Genomic DNA, 12,152 nt, shown 5'->3' with positions numbered 1-12,152 from the left:
GCATTAGGGGCGCTTGCTAGCCGGGCTCAGCCGCCAGCAGGAGGGCTAACAGGATCGGCAGCGTGATCGCTGACAGGAGCGTCCCCAAAGTCACCGCAGCCGACGTCGAGTTTACCAGCAGCCTGTACTGTGTGGCGAACAGGTACGCGTTCGCACCTGCTGGCATGGCCGCAAACAGAACTACAACATTTCCGGCCAAGGGCGGCAGATGAAAAAGCGGGAAAGCCAGCATCCAGGCCAAAAGGGGCATGATAACCAACTTGAGAACGCACATGATGACGAGGCTTGGCACTTCTTCTCCGCGAAGCCCGAACCGTACTAGACCTAGACCGAGGGCGATTAGGGCTGCCGGAGAACCAGCCTGAGCGAGTTGCTCGCAGATGCGATCAAGCAGCGGGTGCAGGCCCAGTCCGATCAAACGCACGAGAAAGCCGGCCGCGATCGCAGCGATCATGGGGTTGCGCACGAGGTCGAGCGTAAGGCGAAGCAAGAGCGCTGACGTCGAGGCGCTGTCTTTTCTCTCGATCCAGGCGATCTGAACCGTTCCGCTGAGCCATAGCAAGGGTGTGTTAACCGCAAGGATCAGGGCCATCGGCCCCGCCGCGTTCGGGCCGAATACTGTCAGCACGAGAGGAATGCCAAGCATCGCAATGTTGCCATACACCGCGGCAGTGGCTGCGACGACCCCGGCCGTAGGCGGCAACCGAAGCAGGCGCGCCGACACAGCGACAGTGACAATCCAGACAAAAACAACAGCCCCATAATATGTGCCCCAAACCAGCAGGGGACTTACGGCCGGGAATTGGGAGATGACGACGGTCCGGAAAAGCAAAATCGGTATCGCAATCGAGAAGGCAAACTCGGAAACGCCCTTCTGTGCTGCTTCGGAAATCAGTCCTGTGACGCCTGCCAAGTATCCGACAGTGATCAGTCCGAAAGTGGGGGTAACAATTTCAAGTACATTCATGGCTGAGTTAGAGACGAAATCAATCAGTGACGCCGACAGTTAGTCCAGGCGAATGCCGTAGTCCACTTGAAAAATTAAGTTGGGCGTATCGCGTAGAACCCGGACGAATGGTTCGGAGAAAGCTCCTGATCGCGCGTTGTCAGGTGGAAGGCATCGTGGATTAAATCCGGTGCCGCATTGGACGATTCACAGGCTTGGCGATGCTGCGCTGATGGTGGTGAGCGCTATGGCACCGAGTGTCGGCGGGTGGCCTTCAAGTAGCCGCAGGACAAGCCGTGTGGTGTCCAAAGCACTTCTATCCGGTCATCATCGGCGTCCTGATAATCCGGCGCCTGACATGGCAAGAGGCGTGCTCCCTTCCATGTGGGAGAAACTTAGAAAGGTGCAGGCAGAGCAAACCGCAAGGTGGGAGAATAAAACGTGCGGCCCCGCACCGGTATTATGGATAGACTCGGCCCCCGGAATGTATAAACTTAGTTTTTAAGGACGATCGAGGATGTAGGGGGGTACCCATATAGGGGGCCTGTCGATGGTGATCCGTCGCAAGATGCGAGTTGAGCGCGAACGAGGGCCCGGCAGCGAACATCGGCTTATTGGCCCCTGCTCCTGCCGTGGATCGCTCCGCTTCTAACGTCATGGATTTGCGTCAGCTCCGGTATTACGTATTCGTCGCGGATTTGAAGAGCATCGCGCGCGCGTCGGCTCATCTTGGTGTTGCGGGCCCTGCCATTAGCAGATCAATCGCCGCTCTCGAAGACGAACTGCAGACCCCGCTGTTCGAGAGAGACGGGCGAGGGATGCAAATGACAGACGCGGGCATCATGCTCTACGGCAGTGCATCGAAGATCCTTCGCGATGTGGAGCTTGTTCGTCAGCAAGTCATGGCGGAAGGCAAACATCTGGTAGGAGACGTGATCGTTGGGGCCACGCCATCAGTCATTGCGATGGCTGGGGCCGGTCTGATTAAAACCTGCCGTGAGCGTATACCTCGCGTTCGCCCGCGCTTATTGGAGGGATATAGCGCTTACTTGCAAAATTGGGTGCTGACTGGCTCTCTCGACGTGGCTCTGGTAAACGGACTGCGGCCTGATAGTCCGAGGTTGATTAGCGAATGCCTCGCGGTGGAACGCCTGTTCGCAATCGGACCGCCGGGAATGTTCGATGGCGGTCCTGTCGGCCTTGCAGACTTGCTCCAAAAAGCTCTTCTTCTTCCCTCACTGCAAAATCCGATCAGGAGCTTGCTCGATGCAGGGGCGGCGAGCCTCAATTTGTCAGTTTCGGCTGAGCTGGAAATTGATTCCGTCACACTTCTGAAGGACCTTGTGCGACACGGGATGGCGCCAGCCGTGCTTCCATTTGGGGCCGTCAAGTACGAGCTGGAGACGGGAGCGTTGAGTGCCGGCCCGATCGTCGATCCGGAAATCACAAGTGATCTGTACTTGATCTACCTTGCCGACCGGCCGCCGTCGCGCGTTGCCTCTGAAGTCATCCAGTTGCTTCTCGAAGTGCTGCGCCAAGTCGTTGCGGGAAAGGAGAAGCATGGATTCGTCGAAATTCGGCAGCGGTCAGCTGGCCGCCGAAGATGAGAAGCGTAAAGCTGCATGCCCGAGCGGGTGATCCGTTGTGCTCGAATGGCGCGCTCGCGACCTAGCGCATTGCGGATTGAGGTCGCAGATGTATTGGGACTGACCTGCGGGGACGGTGGCCTGTCTGCCTGGCACCGATGGAGGCCCACCACCGAAAGTGCGGCCTTGCGCAACGCGGTGTCGCTTTCAGCGCACGGACGGCTGTACGATCTGCACCACTTCAGCCAGTGCATGCCCAGGACCGAGGTCGAGCACGCGGATGACGCCCAACTCTGCGATCGCGCCCAGCGTTGCTAGGCAGTCGATTCGATTGGCGACCTGATCTGCCAGCTTCGTCGTGGCGCCAGCGACTGAAAAGATGCGCTCGCCGCTGCCGCCGGCAAGGAGAACGCGCTGGCCCAGCCAGAAAGAACGTCTCGCTCAAATGGGGGCTACCGCTGAGTGGACATGACCTGCCGAATTCACAAAGCTTCTGCAAACAGAGGTGGCGAACGGTAAGCTAACCGTGCGTGAATCTGGTGCAAAGCTCCAGTGACATTGACGCATTAGCCGCTCGATCCGGTGCAGGCCGCTAGATGAGAGGAGGGTAGCGCTTGGACAACAGCTGAAGAAAAGTTTCCAGCGCCGGATTTTCGTTGTCATTCAGCCAATAGGCAGAATAACCCAACACGCTCGGCCCTCCTCCGTCGCGGAGTCCTCGGTAAACCAAGCCGGAAAAATTTGCTCCAACGTCGGGCTCGAGAACAAGACTGACGCCAATGTTCATTGTAACCAAGCTCTTTACCACCCCCCGGCTGACGTCGTGCCGTTCGATCCTAGGACGGGCGTCCGCCAAAACTAGCTTCGAAATCAGCAGATCTTCAATCTCTCGCTCAGGATCATACTAACTTAAGATCAAAGTTTGACCCTGCAAATCGGTCCAATAGACGACTTCTCTTGTCACCAGAGGGTGTTCTTCCGACATAACCACCAACACACGTTCACTCCAAAGAAGCTTTGTGTTGCTGTTGGACGATGGCACGTTTCCAGTTACGACTAAAATGTCTACCGTGCCGTTACGGAGCGCAGTCTCAAGATGAGCGCGAGGTCGCTCCACCGTGGCGAGTTCGACGTGCGGGAATTTCTGCCGAAATTCCATGAGCGAAGCTCTCAAATTGCCGGCGGTAAGAGATGTACAAAAGCCCACGGCCAGCCGACCTGCCTCACCAGGGCCACTTGCACTTGTAATGCTGGCAAGGCCGTTTAGCTGCTCCACTATCGAGCGGGCGTCCGCAAGAATGTCCGGCCAGTCGGTGTTGCCCGTACTCCGCCGGCCGATCGCTCGAATATGACAGTTCCGAAACTGTCTTCGAGCAACCGAATTGAACGGCTGAGAGTTGATTGCTTAATTGATAGGACTACGGCGGCCTGTCGAAAGCTGCCGTAGTCTGCCGCTGCTATGGCGTGCTGAAGTTGATTAAACGCAAAATTGCGGCTTTGAGAACGTCCAACTTTCATGACTCTAACACCCGTGACCAACCAGTGATAGGCACAGCGGCGCCCAACGCGAAGGCATCACTCAGCTCCTTCACTTCATCCTGCGTTAGCTTAACATCGAGAGCAAAAACGTTTTCCTCCAACCATTTGATCCGCCGTGTACCCGGGATAGGAACAGTGAAGTCGCCCTGCGCTAAAATCCACGCGATTGCGATTTGCGATGCTGTACCGCCCCTGCGGGCTGCGACATCCGCGATTTTGGCAACCAGCGCTCGGTTCATTCTATAGTTTTCTCCAGTGAACCGCGGCATATTGCGACGACTGTCGCCTTGCTTCAGCTCCTCCGGTTTGATCGTGCCGGTAAGGAAACCTCGTCCCAGCGCAGCATATGATACGAGCCCAATGCCAAGCGCGCGTAGCGTTGGCAATATTTCCGCCTCGATATCACGGCTCCACAGCGAATATTCGGTTTGAAGCGCCGTGATCGGATGTATCTTTTGTGCTCGGCGAACGGTCGCAGCGGCGGCCTCCGACAGGCCGATAAACCGCGCCTTGCCTTCTTTTACCAATCCACCCATCGCCCCGACAGTTTCTTCGATTGGGGTATTTGGGTCGACCCGGTGCTGATAGTAAAGGTCGATGGTGTCGATCTTCAGCCGCCGCAAGCTTGCCTCGCAAGCGGACCGGACATACTCTGGTCGTCCGCTAACGCCGATCCGCTCGCCAGTCGGAGCGCGCACGATACCGAATTTCGTCGCGATGATCAGTGTGTCACGCCGGCCGACGGCGGCGCGGCCGAGGAGCTCCTCGTTCTTGAACGGACCATATGCATCCGATGTATCGAACAGGGTACTACCCAATTCGATGGCTCGATGAATGACTCTAATCGACTCGTTCTCGTCAGCCCCGCCATAAAAATCGGACATTCGCATGCACCCGAAACCCAGCGAAGAGACCACCAATTGTTGACGACCGAGCACTCGTGACAGCATGAGAATGGACCTACTTTTTGCCTATAAAGCCGTAGACACGATCAATGACGAGGAGGCTTGTTCTCCGAACGAGCTACGGTGCTACGGAAAGCTCATGGGCTTTTCGAGAACTTGGTCGATTGCATCAGAGAATGGTGATAGATGCCAACAGCGGACCGTCTCGTTCTGTTTCGGCCTGCACTTCCGCCCACTCTTTGTCTGCTTGGAAAGCGCTCCACTTTTGTTCTCGGTCAGCGAGCGACTACCAACGCAGCATGTAGCTCAGATCGCTGCTGGATGGGCCGACCAGATTCGTCCAGAACCCCACATAATCGATGCCATGGCGCTTCCATATGTTGATTGTCCACATTTCGAAGCGAGCCATCACAAGAGGAAGCTTACCTGGCAAGCAGTGATACACGCGCAACTCGTAGAGCATTTGGGTGTGTCCTTGAGGCAAGACGACCCTTCAGTCTTGCGGATCTGGCGCATCACTTCACTTGAGGCCGATGCCGAAAATCGTATACAGATACATCAGTATCGGATAAACTACCAGCAATTGTAAGCTGGAAGGTTCAACCCGGGAATGCAACCTGACTGTGGTCAGCCTTGGTCAAAGAAGTGATCCATATGGGCAATGTTGCGCCTCGAGCTCTTCCTGAGTTGATGAGCCAGCAGGAACTTTCTGCGTCTGCATCCGATGCGATTGGCCGCGCTGGCGGTACACTGATGTAGAGCAGTTCACTCCACTGCCTTTCGTGGCCTGCTTCTGGATTTTCTCCACATGACGCGGTTCGCTGAGGGACTCGAGCCTCGGCTCAATGCACCTCGGCAAAAAGTTGCATGAGGCGGACAACCGTTCACATGGCTGATCTAAAGGACGAAGAACATGGAATCGAAGGTAAGCCGTCGTCTCTCTGAAGCAATCGGGGATGAGATCTGCAAGCACCTATACGGTCCCAGACTTGAGCGCGACTTCAAGAGTCCGTTCACGTACATGACAGATTTGAATCAGGCTCACGTTCTGATGCTCAAGCAGACGGGTCTAGTGTCGGCAGACGCGGCGCGAGAGATTGCCGAGGGACTCATCCGCATGGAAGAGCAGGGGCCTGAGGCGGTTTGTCTGGATCCGAGACGAGAGGATGCGTACTTCAACTACGAGGCTCGTCTCATTGAAATTGCTGGCCTAGAGGCGGGAGGCCGACTTCATATCGCTCGGAGCAGAAACGATCTGTCCGCCGCAATCGATCGCCTTAAGACGCGCGATCTGCTGCTGGATCTAATGTTTTTGATCGTCCCCATCCAGAAGAATGCTCTAGAGAATGCACATAACGACGTTCTTGTAGGCAAGTGACGGCACAAACTAGTTTGTATCCAAAAGCAGTCAAGTGTATATTCAACAAGATCAGCCGCGACGACCTGCCATCTCTCCGAGATTGGTGAGGCTTGCCGCTTCGTGCGTCGGGCCGCGGTGACCGCCGCCGATTCGGTTAGTTCTTGGGAAACGAGTTATGACTGTTTACGTGAGCGCAGAATTGGTTGCTGAAACCGAAGTCAAAATTCGATTGTTGGTCGAGGCTTTGACCGGCGATTCGCTCTCCGAGACCGCAGTCCTAGGCGGGAGGCTGGATAGGCGCCGGTGCGTCGGCGCTCTCGGCGGGCAGCTGAGCATCACTGAGTCCTCCCATGGGACCGACCGTCAGTCGATTGCGCTAGATCTATCTTGAGGTCTTGCGAACGGCGACTTGTGGTGGCCGGCGCGCAAGATAGTCGCCAAAAGATCGAGACATTTGCTCCAGATCGAGCCGAAACCACACGGAAGCGTTAGATCAAAGCAACAACTTGGATAGTGATGAGGACCATGCCAATCACCCGTATTTCCTTTGCTAATCTCGTAGATCTCATTGCGCACGTGTTTGCCGCACATGGAATGACCTCATCAAATGCTGCCATTGTGGCGCAGGTCGTGGCGGGTGCGGAGCGGGACGGAACGTTAAGCCACGGTCTTTTGAGAGTCCCAGGTTACGTTTCGACCCTGAAGAGCGGATGGGTCGACGGCCGCGCCGTTCCACGAGTAGTGGGCTCGCAGCCGGGCATGGTTGTCGTGGACGCCTGCAATGGCTTTGCCCAGGTGGCGCTCGTGGCCGGCCGCAACGAGCTGATCTCGAAGTCACGCATTTGCGGTGTGGCTGCTCTTGCAATTCGAAACTCCCATCACTTTGCCTCCGTATATCCAGATGTGGAGCCTTTGGCTGAGCAGGGTTTAGTTGCTCTGGCGTTCCTCAATTCGCGTAGCCGCCTCGTTCCGAGTGGTGGTACCTCAAAGCTCTTCGGCAGCAATCCAATGGCATTCGCTTGTCCGCGCGCGGATGGACCCGCGCTGGTGTTTGATCAAGCCTCGAGCATTATGGCTCAGGGCGAAGTCCTGTTGGCAGCGCAGCACGAGCGAACCCTGCCCGAGGGCGTAGGTGTTGATTCTGCCGGCCGAGCGACGACAGATCCGAAAGCAATATTGGAAGGGGGCGCCCTTCTGCCGTTCGGGGGGCACAAGGGCTCCAGCATAGCGCTTATGGTCGAGCTTCTCGCCGCCGCTGTCACCGGAGGGGAGTTCGGCTTCGAAGATGCGTCCGGCGCTTTCCCTGGTGCCCAAAGCTCTCGCGCCGGTCAACTGATCATCGCCATCGATCCAGATAAGGGCGCGGGCGCAAGGTTTCGCCATCGGGTTGAGGAGTTGCTCATTCGCATTTGTGGAAACGGGAGCGCACGTCTTCCGGGAGAACGACGTCTGAAGGCCCGAGAAGAAGCGAATCGCCTCGGCGTTCCAGTGGAGCAAGATGCCTTAGACCGGGTTCGTGCCCTGCTTCCGGCTGCTTAGAAGCTCCGTCGAGCAAGGAAGTTTACTCTGGGCCATTAACAACCTGGCTCGAATTGAATAAAAGTTACACAATATTGTAGCCAAGTATATACAGATAGGATAATAAACTCTTCGAGTTTCAGGCTGGCAGGAATGACGAGTAGCAAACACCCGAAAGATCGTGTTCTGGGCACCGCCACGCGAGACGAGTTGCGCAGGGGTAACCCCGCCGACAATTCTCCAGGCGCCCCGTCGCACCAGGATGAACTAATCGCGCCCCGCGGCATAGGCATATCCCGGTGTTAGTTCAGGACCGTGGGTCAACTGGAGGCCGATGAAGCCTTCAGGCATTCTCGCAACACGGCAAAATCATCCTGAGTTGATCGCTCTATGAAAGGATCGAACTGTTGGTCACCGTTGCGCGGGGAGTCTGTGAAGTCAAATCGAAGAGAAGGATTCTTCGAGACCGTACAAGCTCGGCAATGAGTTCCCTTCAGGTTCAGAGGCTTCACAGGAGTAATAGTTAGCCATGAAGACCGACGTACTCATAATCGGCGGCGGAGCAATTGGGTCGGCCGTCGCTTATTTCCTCAAGGCGGCGCAGCCGGCATGTCGAGTAATCGTGACCGAGCGCGACCCAACATACGGTAAGGCCTCTACTCCACGCGCCTCCGGCGGGGTCCGCAGGCTCTTCTCGCTCCCGGAAAACATTGAGCTTTCGAACTTCAGTATACCGTTCTTCGAATCGTTCCCGGAAAGAATGGCCGTAGACGGGGAAAGAGCCGAGATAGGCTTTAAGAAGGGCGGCTACCTATTCATCGTGCCGCCGTCGGCCTGCGACATGCTGAAAATGAATTTCGAGACGGAGCAGGAGCTGGGCGTCAACGTCGCGTGGCTTGAGCCAGACGCTCTGAAAGAGCGATTCCCATCGATGAACGTCTCTGATCTCGGCGCCGCGGTTCATTCTCCGGACGACGGCTGGCTCGACCCCTACAGCGTGCTTCAGGGTTTTCGCAAGAAGGCCAAATCGCTGGGAGTTGAGTATGTGGCGGACGAAGTCATCGGTTTCGAGCGTACGGCGACGAGCGTGAGCAAGGTGCGGCTAGCTTCCGGCAGCGAAGTTCAAGCGGAATGGTTCGTCAATTCAGCAGGAGCATGGGCAAAGGAAATTTGTGCGATGCTCGACATTGTTGTTCCGATCGAACCGCTGCGTCGTTACGAACATTACTTCGAATGCGAGAGCAAGATCGAACCGCTCCCATACATCAAGGACGTCGCGCGGCTGGCATTTCGACCCGAAGGAAGAGGCTATTCGGGCGGGGTGCCTACACTTGATGAACCGAGGGGATATAACTTCGACGCCGATCACGATTATTTCGAAAACGTAGTCTGGCCAGCCCTTGCCCACCGGTTTCCGGCTTTTGAAAGGACTAAGGTCAAAAATACGCTCCCCGGCCTCTATGATCAAAATGACTTCGACGGAAATCTCATCATAGGGCCTGGAGCCGGCGGACTGGAAAATTTTCACATGCTCGCAGGGTTTTCAGGTCACGGCCTCATGCACGCGCCGGGATGTGGGCGTGCGATGTCGGAACTTATCCTGACTGGCCGCTATCAAACGATCGACCTGACACGACTTGGATGGCAGCGCATCCGGGATGGCAAGCCGCTCCCGGAGCGTGGAATCATTTGATCTCGCTCGGCCGACGAGCAACCAAACAATCGCAAATCTCGGCGAGTACTCGCCAAGTACGTAATCTCCTCAACTACTGAAATGCTCGGAATCGTTGGTGTTTGCTCCACGCGAACTCCGTCCGTCATCATCCAATTCAAGAAGAGACAGCACATGAGCATCTACACCGGCCTAGTATTTGGAATGGCTCGAGAACAGTTCCTTCTTGTGGCAGATCATCTTGAGATCGAAGACCAGGATCGAGATCGTCTTCTTTATCCCAAACGAGCCATTGTAGTCTCGATACCCCTCCACACGGATGACGGACAGACACAGGTCTTCCAGGGCTATCGTGTTCAGCATCATCTGACGCTCGGGCCAACCAAGGGAGGAACCCGGTTTGCCCCGCAGCTTGACGTCGGTGAAGTCGCAGCTCTCGCGATTTGGATGAGCTGGAAATGCGCGTTAGCCGGACTGCCTTACGGCGGTGCGAAAGGAGGAGTTGCCTGCGATCCGCAAAAGCTTTCTCCGCGTGAGCTGGAGGCGGTTAGTCGCCGGTATATGCAGGAGATGATTCCATTCGTAGGCCCAAACACCGACATCATGGCTCCTGATATGGGAACGAATGAGCAGGTCATGGCCTGGTTCATGGATACCTATTCCATGTATAAGGGACATGCCATCTCGGAGGTGGTCACCGGAAAGCCAGTCTCGATCGGCGGGACAGCGGGAAGACGAGAGGCGACCGGGCGCGGTGTTGCGCACCTTATCAAGCTTGCTCTCGAAGCGTTGAAACTGCGGCCCTCGGCTTGCACAGCAATCGTTCAGGGCTTCGGAAATGTGGGCAGCGTTTCAGCGTATATTCTCGCACGAGAGATGGGCGTAAAGATCGTCGGCTTAAGCGACCACACTGCAGCATATTACGACCGGGCAGGCCTTCCGCTGGACTCGATCGAACAGCATGTGAAAGGAAAGGGGCACCTGGCAGGATGGTCGAGCGAATCTAGCGTGGATCCGGCCCATCTGTTGACTTTGAAGTGCGACATTCTCGTGCCTGCAGCGACCGAACGGGTCATTACAGCAGCGAATGCTCCTCATCTCGCATGCCGCATTCTTGCGGAGGGAGCGAACGGTCCGACAACGCCAGATGCCGATCAAATTATCGAGGAGCGGGGGGATATCTTCGTCCTGCCTGACATTCTCTGTAACTCAGGAGGAGTGATTGTCTCATACTTCGAATGGGTTCAGGACCTCCAACGCCTCTTTTGGACAGAAAGGGAGGTAAACGAGCGCCTAAAAGACATTCTGGATGTGACCTTTGGACGAGTCGTTCAGCGCGCAGAAAAGGATCGAATTTCTCATCGCTTGGCCGCGATGACGATCGGCGTCGAGAAAGTACGCGAGGGTAAGAAGCTCCGCGGATTGTTTCCGTGATTCTTCGGGGCTAATCGAAGGAGCTCTAGCACCACGTCAGCAAGGAGCGGAGATGTCGGTGGCCGCTTTAACTTAGCCAGAAAGCTGGACGAGCCACATGGAGTGCTCGGCGACGGGCACCAGCGCAGAAATGGTTGGAAAAGCCAAATCGCGAGGTTAGTGTCGAATCAACTTCAAGCGATCTTCCTGCCGGTAAATCGATTGGCGGCTATTACAGTCTTTTGCGTGTGAAGCAGGTGATTTCTCAAGAGGGCCACGCCACTGTCGACGTCGCCTCTTCGGCAGGCCTCAAGGATGGCGTAGTGCTCCTTTTGAGGCCTCTCTTTGCCAGTGGTTGAGGACACCTGGGTTCGGGTATATTGACCTATGTGGTCAAAGTTATTCTGAATCAGCTCGAGAAGTCTGGGTTTGTTGCATGGGGCATACAGCGCGAGATGAAACGACCGATTCATCTCTCCCCAGTCCGATGCCTTCGGTTTCTTGTCGTATGCGGCAAGTAACTTCGCGCAGGCTTCGAAGTCCGCTTCAACCATATTGGATACCGCAAGTTCCAGCGCCCTGCATTCGAGCCCGATGCGGATGTCGAGCATTTCAAGGACGTCGCTGAGTTTGAGAGTTGTTACCGTCGCTCCGACATTTGCCTCAATCGCGACCAGACCCTCCGCCGCCAATTGCCGGAGAGCTTCCCGAACAGGAATTCGGCTGGTACCGAAGCGCTCGGCCAGTTCTTCCTGCCGAAGTTGGAATCCCGGAGGAAACTCGCCAGTCAGTATCGCCTTTCTTAAGCCGTTGCGAACTACGTCTGGTGCAGAAGTCGCTTTAGCCATTCTTCCTGCCTTTTATCCAATTGCCGGTATTATAATACACGAACTTTCACGCAAACGCCATATCAGTCGTCGCGGCTGACGCCGCCCGGCAGCCTCAACAAGCTCACGCCCCCATGTTGGCAACTAAATTGCTAAACTACACGATTCTCGTAGAGGTCCATATCGCAGGCGCTTCGCCTGACAAATTCTTTCTGCTGGCCATCGAACCGGGTCTAAGCAGCGTCCGCCAAGGCGCCGGAAATGACACTACGCTGTCTCACGAGGGGGAAATTGAAGCCCATTTGCTGCGCGAGGCAACGAGTCAACGGCTTCACAGTGCAAAAAGTCCGCCTCTGGAGCGCGCGGGTTGTCGACAATCCCCCAGC

General features: G+C 56.1%; 11 protein-coding genes. 5 read left to right on the top strand and 6 right to left on the bottom strand.

Features of this window, described 5'->3' with window-relative positions; translation table 11 throughout:
• Window positions 1-16 precede the first annotated feature (16 nt).
• Window positions 17-967: an AEC family transporter gene (locus RX331_RS24040; protein ID WP_317252361.1), complete on the bottom strand. Its 951-nt coding sequence runs from the start codon at window positions 965-967 to the stop codon at window positions 17-19.
• Between the two features lie 554 nt (window positions 968-1,521).
• Here RX331_RS24040 and RX331_RS24035 point away from each other — a divergent pair.
• Window positions 1,522-2,553, top strand: a complete 1,032-nt coding sequence (locus RX331_RS24035) for a LysR family transcriptional regulator (protein ID WP_317252360.1) — start codon at window positions 1,522-1,524, stop codon at window positions 2,551-2,553.
• Window positions 2,554-3,436: 883 nt separating this feature from the next.
• On the opposite strand, the gene RX331_RS24030 is transcribed toward RX331_RS24035, so the two are convergent.
• The 4 genes from RX331_RS24030 to RX331_RS24015 form a co-directional block, all read right to left on the bottom strand.
• Window positions 3,437-3,739 carry a LysR substrate-binding domain-containing protein gene (locus tag RX331_RS24030; protein ID WP_317258225.1) on the bottom strand — a complete coding sequence of 101 codons (303 nt, stop codon included), beginning with the start codon at window positions 3,737-3,739 and terminating at the stop codon, window positions 3,437-3,439.
• Between the two features lie 68 nt (window positions 3,740-3,807).
• Window positions 3,808-4,050: a LysR family transcriptional regulator gene (locus tag RX331_RS24025; protein WP_317252359.1), complete on the bottom strand. Its 243-nt coding sequence runs from the start codon at window positions 4,048-4,050 to the stop codon at window positions 3,808-3,810.
• Window positions 4,047-5,021 (bottom strand): aldo/keto reductase, encoded by a 975-nt coding sequence (locus tag RX331_RS24020; protein ID WP_317252358.1) that lies wholly within the window; start codon window positions 5,019-5,021, stop codon window positions 4,047-4,049. Before RX331_RS24020 ends, RX331_RS24025 begins: the two co-directional genes overlap by 4 nt.
• 241 nt (window positions 5,022-5,262) lie before the next feature.
• Window positions 5,263-5,439: an NIPSNAP family protein gene (locus RX331_RS24015; protein WP_317252357.1), complete on the bottom strand. Its 177-nt coding sequence runs from the start codon at window positions 5,437-5,439 to the stop codon at window positions 5,263-5,265.
• Between the two features lie 450 nt (window positions 5,440-5,889).
• On the opposite strand from RX331_RS24015, the gene RX331_RS24010 reads away from it, so the two are divergent.
• From RX331_RS24010 to RX331_RS23995, 4 genes are all read left to right on the top strand, one after another.
• Window positions 5,890-6,354 (top strand): hypothetical protein, encoded by a 465-nt coding sequence (locus tag RX331_RS24010; protein WP_317252356.1) that lies wholly within the window; start codon window positions 5,890-5,892, stop codon window positions 6,352-6,354.
• A gap of 507 nt (window positions 6,355-6,861) precedes the next feature.
• Window positions 6,862-7,875: an Ldh family oxidoreductase gene (locus RX331_RS24005; RefSeq protein WP_317252355.1), complete on the top strand. Its 1,014-nt coding sequence runs from the start codon at window positions 6,862-6,864 to the stop codon at window positions 7,873-7,875.
• A 508-nt stretch (window positions 7,876-8,383) separates the two neighbouring features.
• Window positions 8,384-9,547, top strand: coding sequence for an FAD-dependent oxidoreductase (locus RX331_RS24000; protein WP_317252354.1), 1,164 nt, complete (start codon window positions 8,384-8,386; stop codon window positions 9,545-9,547).
• Window positions 9,548-9,700: 153 nt separating this feature from the next.
• Window positions 9,701-10,960: a Glu/Leu/Phe/Val dehydrogenase gene (locus RX331_RS23995; RefSeq protein WP_317252353.1), complete on the top strand. Its 1,260-nt coding sequence runs from the start codon at window positions 9,701-9,703 to the stop codon at window positions 10,958-10,960.
• 173 nt (window positions 10,961-11,133) lie between these two features.
• Here RX331_RS23995 and RX331_RS23990 read toward each other — a convergent pair whose 3' ends face one another.
• Window positions 11,134-11,787: a GntR family transcriptional regulator gene (locus RX331_RS23990; RefSeq protein WP_317252352.1), complete on the bottom strand. Its 654-nt coding sequence runs from the start codon at window positions 11,785-11,787 to the stop codon at window positions 11,134-11,136.
• Window positions 11,788-12,152 lie beyond the last annotated feature (365 nt).

Origin of the sequence: Bradyrhizobium sp. BWA-3-5, assembly GCF_032917985.1 — a bacterium.
Lineage (GTDB): Bacteria > Pseudomonadota > Alphaproteobacteria > Rhizobiales > Xanthobacteraceae > Bradyrhizobium.
This window is presented reverse-complemented; position numbering and strand designations above follow the sequence as displayed.